The sequence below is a fragment of the Streptomyces sp. NPDC104309 genome (assembly GCF_055584025.1).
Genome location: NZ_JBVJMV010000001.1, coordinates 453,130 through 475,816 on the forward strand (window position 1 = coordinate 453,130; position 22,687 = coordinate 475,816).

The window sequence follows — 22,687 nt, forward strand, 5'->3', positions numbered from 1 at the left end:
CGCCTCCGGCCTCATCGCAGCCGAAGCGGCGAGGTCAGTCGCCGAGGATCCGCTCCCACAGCAGCCCGTCCCGCCAGCTCCCGTCGAGAAAGATCGAGGAGTGCGCGACGCCGTACGGGCTGAACCCGTTGCGGCGCAGCACCCGCTGCGACGGCAGATTCTCCAGATTGGTGGACGCCTCGGCGCGGTGCAACCCGAGTGTGTCCGTCATCACCCGGAGTACAAGCCCGACGGCGTGCCCGGCGTGCCCTTGATTCTGGGCGACGCTGGCGATCCAGTATCCGACGGAGCCGCGGCGCAGGTGCGGCTGCGGCAGGATGCCTCCGACGGTGACCTGCCCGATCACCTGGTCGTCGGCGAGCACCACGCCCGGCCAGACCGAGCCGGCCCGGTATCCGGCCAGCAGGCTGTCGATCCGCTCCGCCTGGCCCTCCGGGGTGAAGAAGTCGGCCCGCTGGGCCGGTTCCCACGGCCGGAAAGCCTCGAAGTCCCGCACCCGATGCGCGGCGATCGAGGCGGCGTCGTTGGGCTCGATCAGGCGGATCCTGGTGCTGCTGCGCATGGGCTGATCCTCGTCGCAGTGCGTCGGATGAGACGGCCAGCCTATGCGAGGGTGCCCGCGCGGCCGCACCCTGAGCCCGCCGGAAGATCGAGCCGATCGCGCAGCTCGTGTTCTCGATACCCTGCACGCAGAGAGTGCCTTCCGCTTGGACCGAAAGAACCCCTCGATAAGGTCCATCGTCCCAGCTCAGGAGGCACTTTCGTATTTCTTCCCCGCTTCCGGCCTCATCTCAACCGAAACGGCGAGGTTAGCTAATCTCCGATCTCGCTGTTACAGCATCTGTTTGGTGCCAAACTTGGCTTTAGCGGAGTTGCGAACCATGCGATGGAGGCTTGATGGACGAGGCCGAGACCGAGCGGATCAGGGTGAATGTGCTCTCCCCCGCTGATCCGCAAGAGCGGGCCGCCGCACATGCGGCTTTCGCCGCAGTGGAAAGTGTCGAGAGGGAGGTAGAGGCCCGAGGGTCTGTTTCCCTGGCGGAGATACTGTTGATCGGGTCGGTGGCAACGCACGCTCTCGCCTACATGATCAATACGCTGCGGAAGTCCTGGAGCAAGGGCGTAGTGGTCGACGCAATGGGGTTGCGACTGACTGTTCGCCAGGACCCGTCTCTACCCCGCGGTGTTGTGGTCGTGCGGTCCGTGTCGGGGGAGGTCGCGGTCCGGGACGGGGTCGGGTTGGCGGACATCATCGCGGGTGCGCTCCCTCCACGCGGAAGTGACTCTACGGGGACCGGAGAGCGGGGAAATGCCTGATGTGACGCGCAGTTCCCTGTTCCCAGGACTTCAGAACCAGGCGCTTGTGACCGAGGCGCGGGAGATGAGCCTGGCGTTCGCCGACTTCGACTACCTGCGGCGGGTTACCGGCGAGAAGGATCGTTGGCGGGCGTGGGAGAAGTATTTCACCGATACCCAGCCCCAGGCCCGGCTGGTCCTGGACAGGCTGCTCGGGACGTTCCCTCCGGACGAACGGGACCAGGCCAGGGAACTGGCAGGATCCGTGGAGGTGTTCTGTCTTCCGTCCAACGCGGTGGAGTCGCAGGTCTGGAAGAATCCAGGGGAGGCCACGGGCTATCTCATCGGCGTCGCATTGCTGCCCGTCCAGATGGCCGCGGAGATCGCCTGGGGTGTGAACATGATCCACCCCCGCTTCCAGGAGGCGTTCACTGCGGGCTGGGATGCCAGGCAGCCGCAGGAACTGCTCGATTCTGCCGTAATCGAGTACGTGAAGTCGCTGGAGGCTCCTGGTGCTGGGCCCTTGCCGGAGAGTCCGCTTGAGACGGCACATCAGATGGGGCTGCCGTGGGCGAGTGGCCAGGGTCCGGGTGATTACAAGGCAGCGGCGATGTCGTTCGTTATCGCGCACGAACTTGCCCACATCCAGCACGGGCACCTGCTTCCCGAAGCGATGCCCCTGGAAAGCCGACTGCTTCCGTCGAATTGGGCATCTCTGCTTGAGATCTCCGAGGAGATGAATGAAGAACTCGCGGCGGACGCCGCGACCTTCGTCACCTGCTATAACCTCATCCTCGGCACCTGGGTGTACACCACCCCGCGACCCAAGGGACGCCGTGCGGAGCGCAAGCACAGGGAGGAATTCCGGCTTCGCGCCCTGCACAGCGCCCATCGCGCGACCGAGGCGTGCCAGGCGTTCCACAGCGCACTGTGTGTCCTTGGGATGGTCGCGTGGCGACGCGGCGAAGACGACAAGGCACACCGCCTGCTGAGCGCCGCGCTGCGCGCCCCACTCGTCCAGGCGCACATCATGAGGGAGCGCCAAGAGCGGATGACTCAGGGGTTCGGACCGTTCATGTGGACCGACCGGGATGTCGAGTACAGGAAGGCCCACGATGCCTGGCGTTTGCACTTCTGCAAGGACGTCATCCCGCAGACGTGGGGCGACCTGGGCCTCCAAATGCCCAGTGAATTCCCCGACATCGGCCCCGCACGCTCTTGGCGGGACTTGGAAGAGCTACTCGCCGGCCTGTCAGGCACGTTGGACTCCGACCGCCCCGACGCCGTCAAGGGATTCTTAGAAGACCTGGGCACGAGCATCGCTACGGGCATTTTGGAGTCGGTCCTCGCCGACCAGGTAAGCAGACTGGGCCCCGACCACCCCGACACCATCGCCACCCGCCAGGAACTCCTCGCCGACCAGGTGAGCAGACTGGGCCCCGACCACCCCGACACCATCGCCACCGCCAGGAGCTTGCTCAAGCTCAGAGGGAGCGCGGCCGGAAACAACACGCACCCCCAACAGGGGCCATTCCAGGGACAGCAGCACAAACGCCAGGCCAGCTCCGCGAGCTGGACTACGGATGAGAATCCGCAGGATGAGCAGACTGCCGAGGCTGTAGCCCAGGCGGCACGTTACGCCGAACTGTTGGACGTAGTGCAACAAAATCCCGAGGCCTTCCAGGATCCCCGGGTACTCAAAGCCCGGGTAAAGTTCATTCGCGTGCGCGCAGACGCCGGGGATCTCGGCGGAGCCCTCGCCGTATGTGTCGAACTGCTCGTTGACCTGAACAGGGTCCTGGGGCCGGACCACGAGGACACCCTTGAAGCCCGGCACTCCCTGTCCCGGCTACAGGGATTATCGGGTGACCATGCCAGCGCGGCAGATACGTGCGCAGCGCTGCTTCCCCAAATGGAACGCGCCCTGGGACCAGATCATCAGCTGGCCTTGATGACAGGGTACGAACTTGCCCTGTACCGCGGGTCGGCAGGAGACGCCGCAGGAGCGGTAGTCGCCCTGAGTCAGTCGGTCACTCACCATCGGCGTGTGCTAGGCCCTGACCATCCTCACACCCTTTTGGCCCGAAGCCAGCTTGCCAACATGAGGGGCATAGCAGGGGACACCACGAGTGCCATTGCCGCGCTCGAAGAGGTACTCGCCGACCAGGAACGCGTCTTGGGCCATGACCACTCGAGCACCCTCATCACCCGGACCCGCCTCGCCGATTGGCGAGAACGTCAACGGTTGGACGGATCTTAGCCTCTTAGCCTCGCCGTTTCGGTTGGGGTGATGAGGCGCTGCTGTTCGCCGAGTGGCAGGTGATCAGCGTGGCGTCGAGGTCCAGGACGAGGGCGGGAAGTTCGCGTCCGTCGGCCTGGGCAGCGGGTATGCCGTCAGTGGTCTCGGCGGCCTGCATCCAGGCGACCTCCCGAGCCGAAGCGCGGGCCGAGCGCAGAAGAGCCAGTGCCCGCTCGTCAACGTCGGCGAGCAGCCGCCAGGCCGTCGGTGTCGAGGCGACCGAGCCGACCACTTCGGCCTGGTCCCGTAGGACGGCCAGGTCCGCTATGGCCTCGCCACCGTCGGCGAGCATCACCGCCGGGTCGGTGGCGGTCCGTCCAGGATCCACGAGGAGCCGGTGGTGCGTATGGCAGTACCTCATTGGTCCGCCGCTCGCGCTGCCGGCCACCAGAACCGTCGATCGCGTGCGGGTCCAGCGCCGGACCCACGCGGACGGTGAACGCTGCTGACGCGCCCCACCCGCCGGTGCGGCTGCACACCAGCGAGCACGGCAAATTCAACACCGTCGGCCTCCCCGGCATCCACGAGGCCGACGACCTCGACCCGGCCCACCCCCATTGGAGCGCCGCGATCGAGCCCGGCGAGGGCCCGCCAAGGCAGCGGCGTGCTCCACGTGCTCTCCGGTGCCCGGGCCGGGACTGCCGGACGGGGACGACGGGCGAGGCGCGGCCGCCCGTGATCCGGCGGTGCACGGCTTTCGACTGGTCAGTTCTCCGGCGCCGCCGCGGCCGTTCCGGCCGCTCCGGTGGCGAGGCGCAGTTGTTCCTCCTCGACGATGCGTCGGGCCAGAGCCCCGTCCGACACGTCCACGGCGTCCGGCGTCGTCTCGGCGACGGCGCTGCGCCGTGCGTACAGGTCGAACAACCGCTCCTTGCGGGCCAGGATGTTCAGCATCCGTTCGTCGACGCTGTCGGCCGCGAGGAGCCGGTGCACCTGGACGGTCCGTATCTGTCCCATCCGATGGGCGCGGGCCACCGCCTGGTGCTCCATCGTCGGCTTGATCTGCGGTTCGCAGAGGATGACGACCGAGGCGGCCTGCATGTTCAGCCCGACCCCGCCGGCCTGGATCTGACTCAGCAGGACGGCATGGCCCTGCACGGCGGCGAAGTCGTCGATGATCTCCTGGCGCCGGGCAGCCGGGAGACTCCCCGTGAGAGGTCCGAACACGCTTGCTCCCAGGGCCTGTCCGACGGTCAGGAGCACCTCGCGGAAGTACGAGAACACGACGACCTTGAGGCCGTTGTCCGCGGCCTCCGCGACCAGTTCGCGCAGCCGGTGCAGCTTGGCGGACGTGGCGGGCCGCGCGTACGCGGCCCGGCGCATCCGCATGAAGTGCCCTGCGCCCACAGCCTCGCGGTAGGCGTCGAGATCGCCCTCGCTGAACTCCTCCCACTCGTCGACCTGCACCAGTGCCGGGAGCTCCGTCAGCACATCCTCCTGATTGCGCCGCAGATACGCCGGGGCGACGGCCTTGCGGAAGGCGTGCGAACCCGCGGCTCCATGGGTGGTGTGGATCGAGGGCGCCAGTTCGGGCTGGAGGTGGCGGACCAGGCTGCGGAACTCCTCGACCCGGTTCTCCATCGGTGTACCCGTCAGGAACAGCACCCGTTCCGTGCGTTGCGTCCAGCCGGACACCGCCCGGGACCGGCGGGTGGCGGGGTTCTTCACATAATGGGCCTCGTCGACCACGAGCATGCCGGGTCTCATCTCGCAGTCTCGGGCGGCCGGCAGGGTGTGCAGAGCGTCGAACGTAGTGAGGGCGACCCCGCCGGACTCCCGCCACTCGGCGAACGCGCCCTGCCGCTCGGGGCCGTGCACCGGCAGCGCGCGCAGGGTGGACCGGGCACGGACCTCGCGCGCCCAGTTGATCAGTACACTCGCCGGGCAGACCACCAGGAAGTGGGTCTCGCCCCGTGCGGAGAGATGCGCGAGCGCGGCGATGGCCTGGACGGTCTTGCCGAGCCCCATCTCGTCACCGAGGATCACGCGCTTCTGCGCGAGCGCGAACCGTGCGCCGAACGACTGGTAGCCGCGCAGGGAGACGCGCAGATGGGCGTCGTCGAGCCGTAGGCCGCGCACCCGGTCCGCGATCCCGGTCGGGAGGAACCCCTCGGCCGCGTCCTGGTCGGGGCCGGTGCCCGACAACTCGGCGAGCAGGCTGTAGTACTCGGCGGACCGCAGTTCGAAGTCGACCCATGCCGTGAGGTCCGACTCCGCTTCCCGCAGCAGATCGACGGACACCTGCCCGAACAGCAGGAGAAGCTCGCGCGCCGTCGCTTCGGCGACGACGGCCCGCACCGAGGCGACGGCCGCCAGTGCCTCGGCGCGGGCCGGGCGACGGGCGAACAGCATGCGCAGCCGCCCACGGGCCGGCCCCGCCGCGGTCAGCAGTGGCTCAAGACTCGCGACGAGCCGGACCGCCGCGTCCACCGCCCGGCGGACGTCGGGACCGGCCTCGACCAGCCGGTGCAACGCGGTGACCAGCGCGGTCGTGGAGTCGTCCGGGGTGTCCACGTCTATCCGGACCGCGACGGTGTCCCGCACTGCGTGGGCGATCTGCCCGGCCGCGGCCAGCGCCTGGTCGGCGGTCTGCACGCCGACTCCCGGGATCTGGCGGAGCTCGTAGCGATTGGCCTCGTGGACCTGGCCGACGTTCGTGAAGCCGGCCTGCTCGACCGCGCCGAGCCGCAACCTGCCCTCGGTGACGTCCTTGAGCCGGGAGACGGGGATCGCCGACAGTTCGCGACGGATGAGGGAGTCGAGCAGCGGAGCCAGCGCCGTGCGCACGGCTTCGACGGCGCGGGCGTGATCGGCCCGCACCGCGCGCGCCGTGTCCAGCAGACGCTCGGCCTGCGCCAGCAGCGCCCGGGCGGCCTTTCCCGTGGGTGCCCCGGCCTCCGTCGGTCCGGCCTCTGTCATGTACGTTCCTCTGTCCGCGCAGCCGGCTGCCGTCCTGCCCGGCGCCTGCCCCGGGCGATTCATATCGTGCCACGCGGCGCCGACAGCGCCTTTGGCTCAGGGCGCCGGAGGACGGCGTTCCGCCGGGGACAGCAGCAGGATCTCCAGGGCCCGCGCACAGGAGCGGGCCTGCGACAGGAACCACCCGGTGCGCGCGTTCGTGATCACGGACGGCGTGGCCCGGACCGCGAGGGCGAAGCGCACATACCCCGAGCCGTCCAGCACCGGGACCGCCAGGGTCCGCACCCCGTACGCCGACTCGCCGTCGTTGAGCGCGTAGGAGTCGGATCTGACCTTCGCCAACTCGGCCTCCAGTGCGACACGTTCGACGATCGTGCGGTCGGTGAACGCGGGGAGCGGAGGAAGGGAGGAGGGTCCGCCCTCGCCCGGCCGCGCCCAGGCCAGCAGCACCTTGCCGAGCGCCGTGGAGTGCAGTGGCCTGCGCAGCCCCACCTTCGGGGTGACCGAACCACCCGCGACGATCACCGCATGGGGCCCGCTGCGCAGTGCCAGGTCCGCGGTGGCCCCCGTGCGCTCGGCCAGATCCGCCAGCTCCGGAGCGGCCAGATGCAGACCGCGCCGGTGGTACGAGAGCCGGCCCAGTTCGGTCACGGCGGGGCCGAGCCGGTAGCGGGACGTACGGGCGTCCTGCTCCAGGAAGCCCGCGCCGAGCAGTGTCCGGGCCAGCCGGTGCGCCGTGGAGACCGAGAGTCCGAGGCGGCGGGCGAGGTCGGACGCGCTGAGGTCGGGGCCGTTGTCGTGGAAACAGTGCAGCACGTCCAGAGCGCGCCGGACCGCCTGTGCTCCGCCGGGAGCACGCGCCGTCACGTCGGCCTCGGTCATATCGGGTCACTCTCCGCTCGTGAGGGGGATGGTGGGGCACAGGGTTGCCACATTACGGGAGTTGAGAGCCCGCACAATGCTGCGGTGAAACACTCCGTTCATACTCAATCCCACATCATGGGAAGCGAGTTGTAGGTCGACGCGCGTCCGTGGCAGGCTGCTGCCCGTCACCATCGACGAGCAGAAGGGAGCAGTGTCATGACCGGCCGCCGCACCGCGACCTCCGCACCCGCTGCTCCGGTCCTGCTCGCCCTCACGCTGCGCCGTCACATAGACCTGGCGCGGGTCTCCAGCGCCGTCTGTCGCTGACCCTCCTTCATTCCCCGCACTTTTTCTCCCTCTCGCCCGCCGCGTTCTCGACGCGGTCCGGGTCCTGTCGCCGTGCGCGGTGCCCCCATCCCCGACGTACGTGCCGCATGCCCTGACTCCATCCCTTCGCCGACCTCTCGGGAAGACTTCATGACGCATGCCGTCCTGCCCAGGACGCTCTGGTTCACCCGCTGTCCCGTCCCCACCGCGACCGGCATCGCCGCCGACCGGCAGTGGCTCACCGAAGAGTTCGCCCCCGACGGCATCACGGTGCGCTCGCTCCAGGACACCGCGCCCGACGCCGACCGGGCCGCCCATTTCACCCACGCCCTGCCGGGCCTCTTCCGCGAGGGCGGCAACGTCCCCGCCCTGTGGGCCCGTTCGCGCGGCGAGCGGACACGGCTGATCGGTCTCACCTGGATCGAGGAACGGCAGACCGTACTGGTCGGGCCGGGCTCCGGCATCAGGGGCGTCGAGGCCCTGCGTGGGCTACGGCTCGCCGTTCCCGAGCACGACATCGCCATCGACTTCTGGCGGGCCATGGCCCTGCGCGGCTTCGAGGGCGCGCTCGCCGGTGCCGGCCTCGCACTGGACGACGCCGCACTCGTCGACGTACCCGCGGCGGAACACCAGGGCCAGTGGGCGGCCGAGCTGGCGGCGCTGCGACGCGGTGACGTCGACGCCGTGTACGTGAAGGGCGCACTGGCCGTGGAGGCGGCACGGCGGGCGGGCGCCGAGATCGCCGTCGAACTCGACGAACTGCCCGACCGCCGGTTCCGGATCAACAACGGCACCCCGCGCCCCATCACCGTCCATCAGCAGCTCCTCGACGACCACCCCGACCTCGTCGACCGCTTCCTCGCCGTACTGCTCCGGGCCGCCGACTGGGCCGCCGGACAGCCCGGCGAGGTCGCCCGGATCCTCGGCGCCGAGACCGGGGCGGGCGCCGAGGGCGTCGCCGGGGCCTACCGGCCGGGCACCCACCTCACCCTCCATCCCGATCTCTCCCCGCAACGCCTCGCCCTCCTCGCCGAACAGGAGGCCGGGCTGCGCGCCCACGGCTTCCTGCCCGAACCCGTCGACGTCACGGACTGGGCCGACCCCGAACCGCTGCGCCGCGCCACCGCACTCGCCCGCCGGCGCCCCTCCGTCTCCGCACTGCCCGCCCCCTGAGCCACGAGGACCCCCAACGCCATGAAGCTTCCCCGACCACTGCGTACGGCCGTCGCCCCCGCGCTGCTCACCGCCACCGCACTCCTCGCCCTGACCGCGTGCGGAGCCTCCGGGGCCGACAACGGCAGCGGCGGTTCCGGTGCCGGGAGCACGGTGGACATCCGCATCCCCGACCCCGGCAACTCCGGTGTGCTCGCCCTCGGCAAGAAGGACGGCAGCCTCGACAAGGCGCTCGCCGAGGTCGGTGCCAAGGTGCGGTGGACCGGCAGCGCCGGGCCCTTCGCCCCGGCCGCCCAGGCGATGAACGCCGACCAGCTCGACATCGCCACCGGCTCCATCACCTCCGGCATCACCTCGCTCGCCCAGCGCCCCGGATTCACGTTCTTCACCGCCGTCGCCCCGGACGCGGCTGGCGAGGGCATCCTCGTCAAGAACGGCTCCGGCATCGACTCGGTCGCCGACCTGGTCGGCAGGAAGGTCGCCGTCAACCAGGGGGGCACCGGCGAGTACCTGCTGCTGAAGGCGCTCGCCGAGGCCGGTGTCCCCGCCGACAAGGTCAAGCGGGTCTATCTGCGCCCCGACCAGACGGCTGCCGTCTTCAACGCCGGCAAGGTCGACGCCTGGTCCGTCTGGGCGACCTATGCCGTCGCCGAAATCGGTACCGGCAAGGCGCACTTCGTCGCCGGTGGCGCCGCGATCGGCTCCGACAACTACAGCCTCAACGCCGTGCGCACAGGCTTCGCGGAGCAGCACCCGAAGGTCGTGAAGGCGCTCTACCAGTACCTCCACGACGCCAGCGCCAAGGAGAAGCAGGACCCGGCCGCGTATCTCAACGTCTTCACCGACGTGGGACCGACCGCCGTCACCGGCAAGGCGAAGCAGGTCCAGACCGACTTCACCCGCAAGGGCGGCACGGTCGGACCCATCGGGCCCGAGGACATCAAGCGCTTCGAGGCCGTCGCCGCCTTCTACGCCGAACAGAAGGTCACCACGACCAAGGTCGACGTCGCCGCCCACCTCCTCGACATCGAGAAGCTGAAGTGAGCGACACCACCCTGACTCCGGGGCTCGTCCGGCCACGCCCCCGGCGGCGCAGGGCCCGCGGCCGCGCCTGCTCCGCCACCGTCCGCGCCCTCGGCCCCGTCGCCCTTCTCGCGCTGTGGTGGGCGGCGTCCGCCACCGGACTCCTCACCCCCGACGTGCTCGCCTCGCCCGCCGAGGTGCTGCGTGCCGTGGGGGAGCTGTGGGGCAACGGGCAACTGCCCGACGCGCTCACCACCTCCCTCACCCGCTCCGGTCTCGGCCTCGTCATCGGGCTCGCCGCCGGGCTGACCCTCGGGATCACCACCGGATTCACCCGCCTCGGCGACGAACTCCTCGACTCCTCCCTGCAGACCCTGCGCACCATCCCGTTCCTCTCCCTGGTGCCCCTGTTCATGGTCTGGTTCGGGATCAACGAGACCGCGAAGATCCTGCTCATCGCCGTCGCCACCACCTTCCCGATGTATGTGTCGACATCGAGCGGGGTGCGCGACACCGATCCCAAACTCGTCGAAGCCATGCGCAGCTTCGGCATGGGACGGTTCGCTCTCGTGCGCGAGGTCGTCCTGCCCGGAGCGCTGCCGTCCCTGCTCGCCGGACTGCGGCTCTCCATGACGCTCAGCGTGATCGCGTTGATCGCCGCCGAGGAGATCAACGCGACGGCCGGCATCGGCTATCTGATGTCCCAGGCGCAGAGCTACGCCCGCACCGACATCCTCGCCGTCTGCATCCTCGTCTACGGGCTGCTCGGCCTCACCGCCGACATCGTCGTACGGCTGCTGGAGCGCGTGCTGATGCCGTGGCGCGCCCCGAGGGGAGCCACCCGATGACCGAGCAGACCCCACAGGCCGCGGTACGGGTGCGCGGGCTGCGCCGCGTGTTCGGCGACCGTGCCGTGCTCGACGGCCTTGGACTGGACATCGCGCGGGGCGAGTTCGTCGCCCTGCTCGGCGCCAGTGGAAGCGGCAAGACGACGCTGCTGCGCATTCTGGGCGCACTCGACGGCGCCGACGAGGGAGAGGTCCTCGTCTCCCGGGCACGCACCGTCGTCTTCCAGGAGCCCCGCCTCGTACCGTCGAAGAAGGTCCTCGCCAACGTGACGGTCGCGCTGCCGCGCGGCCGTTCCGGGCACGGGCTGCGGGCCCTGGCCGAAGTCGGCTTGGAACGGCACGCCGACGCCTGGCCCGCCACCCTCTCCGGCGGCGAGGCCCAGCGGGTCGCGCTCGCCCGCGCCCTGGTCCGTGAGCCCGAACTGCTGCTGCTGGACGAGCCGTTCGCCGCGCTCGACGCCCTGACCCGGCTCAGGATGCAGGACCTGGTGGGGGAGCTGTGCCGCAACCACCGGCCCGCCGTCCTCCTCGTCACCCATGACGTCGACGAAGCGGTACGGCTCGCCGACCGGGTCGCGGTCCTGCGCGACGGACGGCTCGTCACCGACGAGGCCGTCGCCGTCGACCGGCCGCGCGACCCCGGCGACCCCGCGTTCGCGGCCCTGCGCCGACGACTCCTCGACGACCTCGGGGTCGAGACGGCCCCGCTCCCCTCGCGACCCTCAACCTCCCCCGAACGCGCTGAAGTCGGAGTGATCTGAATGACCATCACCATCGGAGTGCACAGCAGCAACCCGTCCCTCTACCACCTGTACCACCTCTCCCGGCTGGGCCTGGCCCAGGAGGAACTGGCCCCGTTCGGCGAGAGCGTGGTCTTCCACCCGTACACCAACGGGGTCCGCACCGGCGAACTCCTCAGCCAGGGCGTCATCGACTTCGGCGGCACCGGCTCCACCCCGCCGGTCACCGCCCAGGCGGCGGGCCACGACATCGTGTACACCGCCGTCTCCGCCCCGCGCCCCGAACACGGCGCGCTCCTCGTCCCCGAGGACAGCCCCGTGCGGAGCGTCGCCGACCTCAAGGGCACCACCGTCCACCTCGCGATCGGCTCCTGGCAGACCCATCTGATCGCCAAGGCGCTCGACGACGCCGGGCTCTCGTACGCCGACGACATCACGGCCGTCCGCAGCGGCGACGACAGCGAGGAACTGCTGCGCACCGGTGCCATCGCGGGCTGGGTCGCGCAGGGCGCCCAGCTCGCCGCGGCCCGCCGCACCGGCGGGCTGCGCACCCTGATCCGTACCGGCGACGTCATCAGCGACCGTTCCGTCTTCTTCGCCCGCCGGGACCTGGCCGAGAACCGCCACGAGATCATCGAGGCGCTCACCCGCGCTCTGCGGCGCGCCGACGACTGGGCGGCGGCCCATCCCCGCCGGGCCGCCGAGATCGCCGCCGCCGACCTCGGCGGATCCGCCGACGACTGGGAGACCGCGCTGCGCACCCTGCCCTGGAAGATCGAGCCCGTCACCGACGCCTTCATCGCCGAGCAGCAGGAGGCGGCCGACATCTTCCACCGCACCGGCTTCATCGACCGGCCGGTCACCGTCGCCCACGCACGGGCCGGTGCCCTCGCCGACAAGGCGGCGTGACGACATGGCGACCGAAGTGCTCTGGTACATCATCCCGCGCGAGGGCGCCTACCCCTGGGAGCCCGCAGGACGGCGGCCGGTGGATCTCGGCTACCTCGCCCAGCTGGCCGGTACGGTCGAACGCCTCGGCTACAGCGGTGCGCTGCTCGCCACCGACCTGTACGACGTCTGGCCACTCGGCAGCGCGCTCGCCGCCTCCACCAGCACCAGGTTCAAGCCCCTGCTGGCCGTCCACCCCGGCCTGATCTCGCCCACCCTGCTCGCCAAGATGGCCCTCAGCTTCGACACCCTCTTCGGCGGTCGGCTCCGCTTCAACGTCGTCAACGGCTCGACCACGTCGCTCCAGGAGTACGGCCTCCACGTGGAGCACGACGAGCGGTACGAGCTGAGCGCCGAGTACTGGTCGATCGTGAAGCGGCTGACCGCCGGCGAGGTGTTCGACCACAAGGGCCGCTTCTACGACCTGAAGAACGCCGGCGCGTCCTTCAGAGAGCTGAAGCCGGTCCAGGAATCGCATATCCCGCTGTGGTTCGGCGGCTCCTCCGACCCCGGTATCGAGATGGCGGCCGAGCACGTCGACGTCTTCCTGACGTGGGGCGAGCCCCCTCACCTGCTCAAGGAGAAGCTGGAGAGGGTCAGAGGGCGCGCCGCCGCCCACGGCCGCACGCTCAGGATCGGACTGCGTCTCCACCTCATCGTCCGCGACACGGAGGACGAGGCATGGGCGGCGGCCGACCGTCTCCTCGACGTGACGAGCGACGCGACGTACGCGCGCCAGGTGGCCGACCGGGCGGGAGAGGACGGCGTGGGCTGGCAGCGCCAGTTCCGCCAGCACGGCGGCAAGGTCCCCGCCCACGCCCGGGAACTGGAGGCGTACCCCAACATGTGGCCGGGCATGAGCCTCTTCCGACCGGGCCCCGGCACCGCGGTCGTCGGCTCGACGGCCCAGGTGGTCGAGCGGCTCAAGGAGTTCGAGGACCTGGGCGTCGACACCTTCATCCTCTCCGGCAACCCGCTGCTGGAGGAGGCCTACCGGGTGGCGGAGACCGTGCTCCCGGCGCTGGGGGTGAAGGTCTGAGACACGGCGGCCGATGCTCCGTACGGTGGCCGGGGGGCCACCGTACGGCGTAAGGCACCGGGTGCCCGACAGGCGCGGGCTGCGGTCGTCAGTGCCCGGTGCGAGACTCGGAACGTCGGGAATGACGCGCCTGCACCGCGAGAACGGGCCTCATCGAAGGAGCTCGCCATGCTCACCACCCGTTTTGTCACCGGAGCGCCCAACTGGATCGATCTGGGCACGCCCGACCTCGACGGGGCCATCGCGTTCTACACCGGTCTGTTCGGCTGGGAGTTCGTGGCCGGGGGCCCGGAGACCGGCGGTTACGGCATGTTCACACTGGGCGGGAGGACGGTCGGCGGCGCGATGGAGGTCACCGAGAAGCAGGCGAAGCCGTCCTGGTCGGTGTACTTCCGGTCACCGGACGCCGATGCCACGGCGCGGGCGGTCGAGCAGGCCGGCGGCAGCGTTCCGTTCGCCCCGAGAGATGTGCTGGACTTCGGCAGGACGGCCGGTTTCAAGGACCGGGCGGGGGCGTTCTTCGGTGTCTGGCAGCCGAGGGAGAATCCGGGCCTCGGTGCCGTGGGGATCGCGGGTTCCTTGTGCTGGGCCGAGCTGTACACCCCGGACGTCCCGGCGGCCGCCGCGTTCTACGGCGCCGTGTTCGGATGGCAGACCGGGCTGACACCGTTTCCGGGAGGCGGCGGGTCCTATACGGTGATCCGGACCGAGGGCGGCGGGCAGGGGGCGAGTTTCGGCGGCCTGGTGCCGCTCAACGCCGTTGCGACACGAGCGGTCGCCGGACCGCACTGGCTGCCGTACTTCGAGGTCGACGACTGCGACGCCGCCGTCGCGGACGTGGAGCGGCTGGGCGGCAAAGTGACGCTGGAGCCGCTGGAGATGGAAGGCGTGGGCACGTTCGCCGACGTCGCCGATGCGGACGGCGCGGAATTCGCCCTGATCAAGAGTGCGCCGACGCCGGAAGGCTGACCGGAAGCCACCGGCGCGCCGCATTGATGAAGCGTTGATCAGTCGTTTATCGCTACCGGGCACGGTAGGTTCCATGCTGATCAACACCGCGGCCGACCCCGCGCTCGCCTGGCAGGAGACGGCGCTGTGCGCGCAGGCGGGGCCCGAGTTCTTCTTTCCTGCTCCCGGCAGCTCCACACGTGAGGCCAAGCAACTCTGCAATGCCTGCGAGGGGCGCGAGGCGTGCCTGGAGTACGCCCTCGCCAACGACGAGCGCTTCGGCGTCTGGGGCGGCCTCTCCGAGAAGGAGCGGGAGCGGCTGCGCAGAACGGGTCGCGACCGGGCCTGAGCCCGCCCCGACCGGGGCACCGGCCGCACCCACGCGTGCGGGCCGCCGGTCCCCGCAGCCGGACAGGCCGCGCCGGCCTGGGAAGATGCCCGCATGAACGATCACGACAGGGACGCACTGCTCGCGACGGCCGTGCGCCTGCGCACCGAAGGACATGCCGAGGAAGCCCGACAGCGACTGCTCGCCCTCTGCGCCGCCTTCCCCACGGATGCCGAAGTGGCCTACCAGACCGCCTGGGTCCACGATGTGCTCGGTCTGGAAGCGGAGGCCGTGCCGTTCTACGAACGCTCTCTGGACGGCACCGGGCTTTCGGAGGAGGACCGCCGGGGCGCGCTGCTCGGTCTCGGGAGTACGCATCGGGTGCTCGGACACCATGAGAGAGCCGTCGAGGTGCTGCGCGGCGGTGTCGAGGAGTTCCCCGACGACGGGGCGTTGCGGACGTTCCTCGCCATGGCCCTCTTCAACACGGGCGAGCATCTCGAATCCAGCCGACTGCTGCTGGAACTGCTCGCCGCCACCAGCGAGGACCCGCGCGTGCGCCAGTACCGACGCGCTATCGAGCATTACGCGCAGGACCTGCACGCGACGATATGAGCCGGGCGCGGAAGCCCGGCCACGGCCGCTGGACAGGGTGGCCGACCCGTGGCCCGTCCAGCGGCCCAGGAGCGCCGAACGGGGCGTCAGGCCCCGGCGCGCGCGGCCATCCGTGCCTTGCGGGCAGCGAGCTTCTCGTCGAACTTCGCCGCTTCGCTGTCCAGACCGCCCATGTACAGGCCCAGCTCCTCCTGCGCCTGCAGCCCCTCGGGGCCCAGGCCGTCGATGCTGAGGACCTTCAGGTAGCGGAGCACCGGCTGGATCACGTCGTCGTGATGGATGCGCATGTTGTAGATCTCGCCGATCGCCATCTGCGCCGCGGCCCGCTCGAAGCCCGGCATGCCGTGACCGGGCATCCGGAAGTTGACGACGACGTCACGCACGGCCTGCATGGTCAGATCCGGGGCGAGTTCGAAGGCCGCGCCGAGGAGGTTGCGGTAGAAGATCATGTGCAGGTTCTCGTCGGTCGCGATCCGCGCCAGCATGCGGTCGCAGACCGGGTCGCCCGACTGATGGCCGGTGTTGCGGTGCGAGACGCGGGTGGCCAGCTCCTGGAAGGCGACGTACGCCACGGAGTGCAGCATCGAGTGACGGTTGTCGGACTCGAAGCCCTCCGCCATGTGCGCCATCCGGAACTGCTCCAGCTTGTCCGGGTCGACGGCGCGCGAGGTGAGCAGATAGTCGCGCATCACGATGCCGTGCCGGCCCTCTTCCGCGGTCCAGCGGTGCACCCAGGTGCCCCAGGCGCCGTCACGGCCGAAGAGGGAGGCGATCTCGTGGTGGTAACTCGGGAGGTTGTCCTCGGTCAGCAGATTCACGACCAGCGCGACCTTGCCGATGTCGGTGACCTTGGACTGGTCGGCCCGCCAGGCCTCACCGTCCTCGAAGACGCCCGGGAAGTTCCGCCCGTCGGAGAACGGCACGTACTCGTGGGGCATCCAGTCCTTGGCGACCTTGAGATGGCGGTTGAGCTCCTTCTCCACCACCTCTTCCAGGGCGTGGAGCAGCTGGGCGTCGGTCCACGCCCGGGGGCTGCCGAGGTGGGGAGCGGTGATCGTCACGGGGACTCCTGGGGACGGGAGAAGTACCTACGGGAACGTAGGTTACGAGACCGTAGGTTAAAGCGGGGGTAAGGCCACCGCCAAGCCCGCCCCCGCGATGCCCGATTACGTAACGTTATGTACGCAGGTCGTGAGCGGCGGAAGCCATCACTCCGCCCGGCTCTGGGGTGTTCCGCACCTCCCCCGGATGCACCGATGGTGGGTCGTGTCGGGGCCGGTGGACCCGGGAGGGCGCTCTCATCTGCCGTCGTCCGGGCGCTCCAGCCCCAGGTCCCGGCGCAGATATTCGGCCGTGAACGAGGTGCGATGAGCGAGCAGCGCCGCCGGGGTCCCCTCGAAGACCAGCTCGCCGCCGTTCCTGCCGCCGTCCGGGCCGAGGTCGATCACCCAGTCCGCGCGTTTGAGCACATCGAGGTTGTGCTCCACACAGATCACGCTGTTGCCGACGTCGACCAGCCGGTCCAGCAGTTCGACGAGCGTGCCGGTGTCCGCCATGTGCAGTCCGGTCGTCGGCTCGTCCAGGACGTAGACACTGCCCGTGCGGTGGAGCCGGGTGGCGAGCTTGATGCGCTGGCGCTCACCGCCGGAGAGCGTGCTGAGCGGCTGCCCCAGCGTCAGATAGGTCAGGCCGACGTCGTCGAGCGTGCGCAGCTTCCGCAGCAGCGCCCGGTCGTCGAAGAGCTCGGCCGCCCGCGCGGCCGTCATCTCCAGCACGTCGACGATGGACGCGCCACCGACCCGGTGCTTCAGCACGTCGTCATGGAAGCGCCGACCCTCGCACACCTGGCAGGTGGTGGTCACCGGGTCCATGAAGGCGAGATCCGTGCAGATGATGCCGCGCCCCGAGCAATGCTCGCACGCCCCGGAGGAGTTGAAGCTGAACAGACCCGGATCGACTCCGTTCTCCCTGGCGAAGATCTTGCGGATGGAGTCCAGCGCGCCGAGGTACGAGGCCGGGGTGGAGCGGGACGACGCGGTGATCGCACCCTGGTCGATGACCACCGTGTCCGGGTACGCCGCCGTGAACACCCGGGAGACCAGCGTCGACTTGCCGGATCCGGCGACCCCCGTCACGACCGTCAGCACACCCTCGGGGAACGCCACGTCCACCCCTTTGAGGTTGTGCAGTGCGGCGCCCGTCACCGGCAGCCGCCCGGTGGGAGTGCGGACGGTCTCCTTCAGCGGCATCCGACGGCGCAGGCACCGGCCGGTGAGGGTGTCCGCCTCGCGCAACCGGTCCACCGGGCCTTCGAACACGACGTGTCCGCCGTCGCTGCCCGCTCCCGGCCCCATGTCGACGATGTGATCCGCGACGGCCATCACGTCCGGGTCGTGCTCGACGACGACGACGGTGTTGCCCCGGTCGCGCAGCCGCACCAGGAGATCGTTCAGCCTGCCGACATCGCGCGGATGCAGGCCCACGCTCGGCTCGTCGAAGACGAACGTCAGCCCGGTCAGCGAACTGCCCAGGTGTCGCACCATCTTGAGCCGCTGTCCCTCCCCGCCCGACAGGGTGGTGGTCTCCCGGTCCAGGCTGAGATAGCCGAGGCCGATGCCCACCAGACGCTCCAGCCGTTCGCGTGCGGCCGAGGCGATCGGACCGGCCACCGGATCGTCGATCCCGGCCAGTACCTGCACCAGATCGGCCACCTCCATCCGTCCGTAGTCGGCCACGGTGAGCCCGTCGATACGGGTGGCGAGTGCCGCCGCGTTCAGCCGTGCGCCACCGCAGGACGCACACACCGACTCCGTGGTGAAACGCCGGGCGGCCTCGCGCCGCCGCTCGGAGAGCGCCTCGGTGTCCCGCTTCAGATAGAGCCGGGTGAACCGCTCGACGATCCCCTCGAACCGCATGTCGGCCGATGCCGACTTCAGTTGCAGCCGTACGGTGAACCCTCCTCCGTACAGCAGGAGCCGGAGTTCCTCCGCGGTGAAGTCCGCGAGCGGCTTGTCGTTGTCGAAGCGCCCCGAGCCCGCGTACAACTGCCACTCCCAGCTGCCCACCGAGAGCCCCGGCAGCAGCAGCGCGCCCTCGTTGAGCGACTTCGTGAGGTCGATCGCCCGGTCGACGTCGAGGCGGACCGTGCGCCCCACGCCGTCGCACTCCGGGCACATTCCCGCGGGGTCGTTGAAGGAGTACGCGGTCGCCGGGCCCGCACTCGGTGTCCCGTATCGCGAGAACAGCACCCGGATCACCGACCAGATGTCGGTCATCGTGCCGACGGTGGAGCGGGCGTTGCCGCCGACCGGCTTCTGGTCGACGACGACCGCCACGGAGAGGTCGTCGATGGAATCGGCATGGGGCCGCTCGTACTTCGGCAGCCTGTTGCGGATGAACCAGGTGAAGGTCTCGTTCAGCTGCCGCTGCGACTCCACGGCGATCGTGTCGAAGACGATCGACGACTTGCCCGACCCGGAGACTCCGGTGAAGACGGTGATCCGCTCCTTGGGGACGGTGAGGGAGACATCGCGCAGATTGTTCGCGCGTGCTCCGGTGATGACGATGCTCCGGTCCTGTTTCCGATCCATGCGGCCGAAGCTAACGGCGATACCGGACAGCTTGTGTCTGGATTTGCCGGGTGGGTGGGACCTTCTCCAGGACCGGACGCACCGGCCCCGCCGGCGGGGCGCTCGGAGCCGTCGGCGTACTCGGAGCGAACGCGTGCGGGGACAGGGGGACGGTGGGGCGGGACGGTCAGAGCAGATGGTCCGCCGCGCCGGACTTCACGGCGGAGATCAGCGCCCGCAGTGCCTCCATGGAGTCGCTGACGTAGGCTCCGGTGTCCGTGGTGGAGCCGATGTACGCCTTGCCCTGGTCGTCGAGTCCGAACCGGAAGCAATTGGCGCCTTCACTGCAGAAGGCTTCGTCCCAGCAGATGTCGGTCATGTTCTCTCCTCAGAGGTCCTGAGCTATGGATCGGATGAAGTCGCGCGATTCCCCGACCGGCAGCGCGAGCGTACGAAGGCGCTCCAACAGGCCCCGGTACCGGCGCAGTTGCATGTCGGAGTCCAGCAGCATCGAACCGTGCGAGGAGTCGAGCTGCACGGTGTCGAGCTGGGGCACCGCGGCGCCCACATAGGTGAACGACTGTCCGGCGCCCGGGAAACCGCCGGCGGTGAACGGGATCACCCGGACCGTGATCCGGTCCCGCTCGGACTGGTCGACGATGTGGTCGAGCTGCGCCCTGGCCACCTTGGGCCCGCCGAACTGCATGCGCAGCGCGGCCTCGTGGACGATCGACTCGTACAGCGGCGGCCGGTCCAGCCTCAGCACCTCCCGGCGGCGTAGCCGCAGGGACAGCCGGGCCATCAGGTCGGGGCCGGGCAGTTGCGGATCGGCCGTGTCGAACACCGCTCGGGCGTGTTCCTCGGTCTGCAGCAGGCCGGGGATGTGCGTGGTGGTCGAGGTGGTCAACTCCACGGCGTGATATTCGAGTTCAGCGATGTCGAGCAGTCCGGGGAGCAGCAGTCCGCGATGCTCCTCCCACCATCCCCTGGCCCGCTCCTGGGCCATCTCGGCGAGCAGGTCGACCAGACCGGTGTCCGGGCAGCCGTAGTTGAAGGCGAGGGTGCGGACCCGCTCGGCGCTGATGCCGAAGCGGCCGGATTCGATGTTCGGGATGCGGGTGCGGTCGACGCCCAGCAGGCCGGCGGCCTGCTGCACCGACATTCCCGACTGCTCGCGCAGCTTGCGCAGTTCGTGCCCGAGGCGCTGCTGCCGGGCGGTCGGGGTGCTTCTGGGCGGCACGACAAATGTCCTTCCGAGGATGGAGGTTGAACGAAACGACCGGAACGACCAGAACGACCGGAACGACACAAGTAGTAGCACTGTGCTCCAGTGTGCGCTACGGTCGGTAGCGCAAGTCTCACACGGGGCGACCATGCCTATGTGTGATCGTTAACATAATCACCGGAAATGTGAGCATCTTGATGAAGGGCGCACTGCGTTGTCTTCCGGCCCTCGCACCGGCCGGCCCCCACCCTCCGGTGGCGGACAACCTCAGCTATTCGTTCGCACTGCCGGGCGGCGCGTTCTGCGCCGGTCTCGCGCGCAGTGCCGTGGGTGAGCTCCTCACCCGGCACGGCCTCGCGGAACTCCGCGAAACGGCCGTCCTCGCCGCTTCCGAACTGGTCGCGGCGGCCTATCGGTTCACCCCGGACCGGGAAATGCTGCTGCGGGTGCACTGGCAGTTCGACGCACTGCGCGTCATCCTCTACGACCAGCATCCATCCCACGGCTCGGCCGAGAAGTCCGAGACCTGCCGCGAACGCCGCAGCGAAAGCATGTGGCTGCTGGCGGCCGCGGTCGATGCGTACGGCGGGGACTGGGGGCTGACCCCGGCGCTGACCTCGTCCGGCGGCTGCAAGGCCTGGGCCTTACTCCACCGCTGACCCCACCGCCGCCGTTCCTCACCGCGCATGCCCCGCCGCCCCTCGGCCGCGAGGTCACCGCAACCGCCGCCGGGCGACAGTGCCACCGGCGCCGCGTGACATCGTCTCCCCGCCCGACGCCCGGTCAGCAGGGCCCGCCGAGCAGCTGGGTCAGGCTCCGGTCGAGGTCCAGGAACCGGTGCTCGTCGCCGGCCGGCACCAGTTCCTGCGCCCGCTCGAGGAAACGACGCAGCTCCGCGGTGCGGACGTGCACCATCGCGATTCCCTCGGTGGCATGGAACTCCAGGACCGTGCGGTCGTATCCGAACGGCCTGATGCGCACGTCCCCGACACCGGCGGCCGCGTCCACTCCGGCCGCGAGCAGTTCGCGGGAGAACTCCCACGACACCTCGGTGCCTTCCAGGGTCGCCGTCGCGGGGAACGCCATGCGCACGGCGAACGGATCCCTCCGGTCGTACTGCAGTGTGGCGGGAAGGGTCTCCATCCGCGGTGCGGATGCGACCATGCGGGCCTGCACGGACTGCTCGATGACGGTGGACAAGACCTGCTCCCTTTCTCGGCCGGACGAACGGCTCCCGGCACAGATGGAGACGACGAAATCGTGTCATCCGTGCACCGGAGGGCGGCGTGAATTGCATCACCGCATGCCGTCGCACCGATCGCGTGCCCGAATCCGGCCGACGTACGCTGGACGGCGTGCGGCTCGTGGGCTAGCTTCCAGCGCCATGAGGGCCAAGGGGAAGACGAGACGACTGATGTCATGGGGGCTCAGTGCTGCGGCGCTGGCCACAGCACTGGCCACGCCGGCGGCCGCGGCGACACCGGGGGAGTGGCACCGGCCCGGCGGACCGGCGGCCTGGAAGCTCACCGTGACAGGGACCGACGCCCGCTTCCGCGGCCTCGCCGCCGTCAGCCGTGGTACCGCCTGGGTCGCCGGCTCCAAGGGGACGGTGCTGCGCACCACCGACGGCGGCCACCACTGGCGCGATGTGTCACCACCCGGCGCGTCTCAGGAGGCGCTGGAGTTCCGCGACATCGAGGCCTTCGACGCCCGTCGCGCGGTGGCGCTGGCCATCGGGGAGGGCGAGGCCTCCAGGGTGTTCCGTACCGACGACGGCGGAGCGACTTGGACGGAGTCGTTCCGTAACACCGACGCCCGCGCCTTCTACGACTGCCTCACCTTCTTCGACAGCCGGCACGGACTCGCGATGAGCGATCCCGTGGACGGCAAGTACCGCATCCTGTCGACCGCGGACGGCGGCCGGAGCTGGCGGATGCTGCCCAGTGCGGGCATGCCGGACGCCCGGGTGGGCGAGGCGGGGTTCGCCGCCAGCGGTCAGTGCCTGGTCGCATCGGGTCCCAAGGACGTCTGGCTGGCGACCGGGGGCGCCGCCACCGCACGGGTGCTGCACTCCGCCGACCGCGGGGTGACCTGGACCGCGGCCGAATCGACGATCCCGGCCGGCGATCCGGCACGCGGTGTCTTCGGGCTGGCCTTCCGCGACCGCCACCACGGCATCGCGGTCGGCGGCGACTACCGGGCCGGCCTGCCGTCCCCGCACGCCTCGGCGGTGACGGGCGACGGCGGCCGCAACTGGCAGCGGTCCGCCAACCCGCCGGCCGCCTATCGCTCGGGCGTCGCCTGGCTGCCGCACAGCAGATCGGGCGCGCTGGCGGTCGGTCCGACCGGCACGGACCTCACCACGGACGGCGGCCGCACCTGGCGCACGGTCGACACGGGGTCGTACGACACGGTCGACTGCACACCGGACGGCGGCTGCTGGGCCGCCGGCGAAAGCGGACGAGTGGCGCGCGGGGGGATCAGGGGCGCCGGCGACTGATCGGGGCCGGTCGGATCGCGGCCGCG

Annotated in this window: 22 protein-coding genes and 1 pseudogene; 14 read left to right on the forward strand and 9 right to left on the reverse strand. The window is 70.1% G+C overall.

The window, feature by feature from the left end; all coding sequences use genetic code 11:
- Positions 1–34 precede the first annotated feature (34 nt).
- Complete coding sequence (locus tag ACZ68L_RS01370) at positions 35–562, reverse strand: GNAT family N-acetyltransferase (RefSeq protein ID WP_469573204.1); 528 nt, start codon at positions 560–562, stop codon at positions 35–37.
- A 335-nt stretch (positions 563–897) separates the two neighbouring features.
- On the opposite strand from ACZ68L_RS01370, the gene ACZ68L_RS01375 reads away from it, so the two are divergent.
- Together ACZ68L_RS01375 and ACZ68L_RS01380 are read left to right on the forward strand one after the other, a co-directional pair.
- Positions 898–1,317: a hypothetical protein gene (locus tag ACZ68L_RS01375; protein WP_469573206.1), complete on the forward strand. Its 420-nt coding sequence runs from the start codon at positions 898–900 to the stop codon at positions 1,315–1,317.
- Positions 1,310–3,556 carry a tetratricopeptide repeat protein gene (locus tag ACZ68L_RS01380; RefSeq protein ID WP_469573207.1) on the forward strand — a complete coding sequence of 749 codons (2,247 nt, stop codon included), beginning with the start codon at positions 1,310–1,312 and terminating at the stop codon, positions 3,554–3,556. The genes ACZ68L_RS01375 and ACZ68L_RS01380 overlap by 8 nt, the downstream gene beginning before the upstream one ends.
- A gap of 7 nt (positions 3,557–3,563) precedes the next feature.
- Here the strand turns inward: ACZ68L_RS01380 and ACZ68L_RS01385 are convergent.
- The 3 genes and pseudogenes from ACZ68L_RS01385 to ACZ68L_RS01395 form a co-directional block, all read right to left on the reverse strand.
- A pseudogene (locus ACZ68L_RS01385) lies at positions 3,564–3,920 on the reverse strand (IS1380 family transposase); the annotation flags it as partial.
- A 380-nt stretch (positions 3,921–4,300) separates the two neighbouring features.
- Entirely contained in the window at positions 4,301–6,514 is a 2,214-nt protein-coding gene (locus ACZ68L_RS01390; protein ID WP_469573209.1) for a DEAD/DEAH box helicase, read from the reverse strand.
- A gap of 96 nt (positions 6,515–6,610) precedes the next feature.
- Positions 6,611–7,396 (reverse strand): IclR family transcriptional regulator, encoded by a 786-nt coding sequence (locus ACZ68L_RS01395; protein ID WP_469573211.1) that lies wholly within the window; start codon positions 7,394–7,396, stop codon positions 6,611–6,613.
- A gap of 198 nt (positions 7,397–7,594) precedes the next feature.
- On the opposite strand from ACZ68L_RS01395, the gene ACZ68L_RS01400 reads away from it, so the two are divergent.
- The 10 genes from ACZ68L_RS01400 to ACZ68L_RS01445 all read left to right on the forward strand — a co-directional run bounded on the left by ACZ68L_RS01400 (position 7,595) and on the right by ACZ68L_RS01445 (position 15,367).
- Positions 7,595–7,705 (forward strand): putative leader peptide, encoded by a 111-nt coding sequence (locus ACZ68L_RS01400; protein WP_351072738.1) that lies wholly within the window; start codon positions 7,595–7,597, stop codon positions 7,703–7,705.
- Between the two features lie 150 nt (positions 7,706–7,855).
- Positions 7,856–8,878: an ABC transporter substrate-binding protein gene (locus ACZ68L_RS01405; RefSeq protein ID WP_469573213.1), complete on the forward strand. Its 1,023-nt coding sequence runs from the start codon at positions 7,856–7,858 to the stop codon at positions 8,876–8,878.
- 21 nt (positions 8,879–8,899) lie between these two features.
- A complete protein-coding gene (locus tag ACZ68L_RS01410) occupies positions 8,900–9,922 on the forward strand; it encodes an NrtA/SsuA/CpmA family ABC transporter substrate-binding protein (protein WP_469573215.1) in 1,023 nt (340 codons plus the stop codon).
- Positions 9,919–10,749, forward strand: a complete 831-nt coding sequence (locus ACZ68L_RS01415; protein WP_469573217.1) for an ABC transporter permease — start codon at positions 9,919–9,921, stop codon at positions 10,747–10,749. The genes ACZ68L_RS01410 and ACZ68L_RS01415 overlap by 4 nt, the downstream gene beginning before the upstream one ends.
- Positions 10,746–11,510, forward strand: a complete 765-nt coding sequence (locus ACZ68L_RS01420; protein WP_469573219.1) for an ABC transporter ATP-binding protein — start codon at positions 10,746–10,748, stop codon at positions 11,508–11,510. The genes ACZ68L_RS01415 and ACZ68L_RS01420 overlap by 4 nt, the downstream gene beginning before the upstream one ends.
- A complete protein-coding gene (locus ACZ68L_RS01425) occupies positions 11,511–12,398 on the forward strand; it encodes an ABC transporter substrate-binding protein (RefSeq protein WP_469573221.1) in 888 nt (295 codons plus the stop codon).
- Between the two features lie 4 nt (positions 12,399–12,402).
- Positions 12,403–13,476, forward strand: coding sequence for an LLM class flavin-dependent oxidoreductase (locus ACZ68L_RS01430; RefSeq protein ID WP_469573222.1), 1,074 nt, complete (start codon positions 12,403–12,405; stop codon positions 13,474–13,476).
- A 168-nt stretch (positions 13,477–13,644) separates the two neighbouring features.
- Entirely contained in the window at positions 13,645–14,445 is an 801-nt protein-coding gene (locus ACZ68L_RS01435; RefSeq protein WP_469573224.1) for a VOC family protein, read from the forward strand.
- 73 nt (positions 14,446–14,518) lie between these two features.
- Entirely contained in the window at positions 14,519–14,773 is a 255-nt protein-coding gene (locus tag ACZ68L_RS01440) for a WhiB family transcriptional regulator (RefSeq protein WP_351072723.1), read from the forward strand.
- A 93-nt stretch (positions 14,774–14,866) separates the two neighbouring features.
- Positions 14,867–15,367, forward strand: coding sequence for a tetratricopeptide repeat protein (locus ACZ68L_RS01445; protein WP_469573226.1), 501 nt, complete (start codon positions 14,867–14,869; stop codon positions 15,365–15,367).
- 86 nt (positions 15,368–15,453) lie between these two features.
- Here ACZ68L_RS01445 and ACZ68L_RS01450 read toward each other — a convergent pair whose 3' ends face one another.
- From ACZ68L_RS01450 to ACZ68L_RS01465, 4 genes are all read right to left on the reverse strand, one after another.
- Positions 15,454–16,428, reverse strand: a complete 975-nt coding sequence (locus ACZ68L_RS01450) for an acyl-ACP desaturase (RefSeq protein ID WP_469573228.1) — start codon at positions 16,426–16,428, stop codon at positions 15,454–15,456.
- 237 nt (positions 16,429–16,665) lie between these two features.
- Positions 16,666–18,957 (reverse strand): ATP-binding cassette domain-containing protein, encoded by a 2,292-nt coding sequence (locus tag ACZ68L_RS01455; protein WP_469573230.1) that lies wholly within the window; start codon positions 18,955–18,957, stop codon positions 16,666–16,668.
- A gap of 166 nt (positions 18,958–19,123) precedes the next feature.
- Entirely contained in the window at positions 19,124–19,315 is a 192-nt protein-coding gene (locus ACZ68L_RS01460; RefSeq protein ID WP_469573231.1) for a hypothetical protein, read from the reverse strand.
- 9 nt (positions 19,316–19,324) lie between these two features.
- A complete protein-coding gene (locus ACZ68L_RS01465) occupies positions 19,325–20,176 on the reverse strand; it encodes a Scr1 family TA system antitoxin-like transcriptional regulator (RefSeq protein ID WP_469573233.1) in 852 nt (283 codons plus the stop codon).
- A 170-nt stretch (positions 20,177–20,346) separates the two neighbouring features.
- Here ACZ68L_RS01465 and ACZ68L_RS01470 point away from each other — a divergent pair, with 170 nt between their 5' ends.
- Positions 20,347–20,820, forward strand: a complete 474-nt coding sequence (locus ACZ68L_RS01470) for an ATP-binding protein (RefSeq protein WP_469573234.1) — start codon at positions 20,347–20,349, stop codon at positions 20,818–20,820.
- Positions 20,821–20,944: 124 nt separating this feature from the next.
- Here the strand turns inward: ACZ68L_RS01470 and ssgD are convergent, their stop codons facing one another.
- On the reverse strand, positions 20,945–21,361 hold the full coding sequence (gene ssgD / locus ACZ68L_RS01475) for a spore wall synthesis regulator SsgD (protein WP_469573236.1): 417 nt from the start codon (positions 21,359–21,361) through the stop codon (positions 20,945–20,947).
- Between the two features lie 184 nt (positions 21,362–21,545).
- Between ssgD and ACZ68L_RS01480 the strand changes: the two genes are divergently transcribed.
- Entirely contained in the window at positions 21,546–22,661 is a 1,116-nt protein-coding gene (locus tag ACZ68L_RS01480; RefSeq protein WP_469573237.1) for a WD40/YVTN/BNR-like repeat-containing protein, read from the forward strand.
- The last annotated feature ends 26 nt before the right edge of the window (positions 22,662–22,687 follow it).

Coding starts and splice junctions, on each gene's coding strand:
- ACZ68L_RS01400 (WP_351072738.1), top strand. CDS start 7,595: ATGACCGGCCGCCGCACCGCGACCTCCGCACCCGCTGCTCCGGTCCTG.
- ACZ68L_RS01425 (WP_469573221.1), top strand. CDS start 11,511: ATGACCATCACCATCGGAGTGCACAGCAGCAACCCGTCCCTCTACCAC.
- ACZ68L_RS01410 (WP_469573215.1), top strand. CDS start 8,900: ATGAAGCTTCCCCGACCACTGCGTACGGCCGTCGCCCCCGCGCTGCTC.
- ACZ68L_RS01380 (WP_469573207.1), top strand. CDS start 1,310: ATGCCTGATGTGACGCGCAGTTCCCTGTTCCCAGGACTTCAGAACCAG.
- ACZ68L_RS01480 (WP_469573237.1), top strand. CDS start 21,546: ATGAGGGCCAAGGGGAAGACGAGACGACTGATGTCATGGGGGCTCAGT.
- ACZ68L_RS01370 (WP_469573204.1), bottom strand. CDS start 562: ATGCGCAGCAGCACCAGGATCCGCCTGATCGAGCCCAACGACGCCGCC.
- ACZ68L_RS01460 (WP_469573231.1), bottom strand. CDS start 19,315: ATGACCGACATCTGCTGGGACGAAGCCTTCTGCAGTGAAGGCGCCAAT.
- ACZ68L_RS01395 (WP_469573211.1), bottom strand. CDS start 7,396: ATGACCGAGGCCGACGTGACGGCGCGTGCTCCCGGCGGAGCACAGGCG.
- ACZ68L_RS01390 (WP_469573209.1), bottom strand. CDS start 6,514: ATGACAGAGGCCGGACCGACGGAGGCCGGGGCACCCACGGGAAAGGCC.
- ACZ68L_RS01430 (WP_469573222.1), top strand. CDS start 12,403: ATGGCGACCGAAGTGCTCTGGTACATCATCCCGCGCGAGGGCGCCTAC.
- ACZ68L_RS01375 (WP_469573206.1), top strand. CDS start 898: ATGGACGAGGCCGAGACCGAGCGGATCAGGGTGAATGTGCTCTCCCCC.
- ACZ68L_RS01440 (WP_351072723.1), top strand. CDS start 14,519: ATGCTGATCAACACCGCGGCCGACCCCGCGCTCGCCTGGCAGGAGACG.
- ACZ68L_RS01420 (WP_469573219.1), top strand. CDS start 10,746: ATGACCGAGCAGACCCCACAGGCCGCGGTACGGGTGCGCGGGCTGCGC.
- ACZ68L_RS01445 (WP_469573226.1), top strand. CDS start 14,867: ATGAACGATCACGACAGGGACGCACTGCTCGCGACGGCCGTGCGCCTG.
- ACZ68L_RS01405 (WP_469573213.1), top strand. CDS start 7,856: ATGACGCATGCCGTCCTGCCCAGGACGCTCTGGTTCACCCGCTGTCCC.
- ACZ68L_RS01455 (WP_469573230.1), bottom strand. CDS start 18,957: ATGGATCGGAAACAGGACCGGAGCATCGTCATCACCGGAGCACGCGCG.
- ACZ68L_RS01435 (WP_469573224.1), top strand. CDS start 13,645: ATGCTCACCACCCGTTTTGTCACCGGAGCGCCCAACTGGATCGATCTG.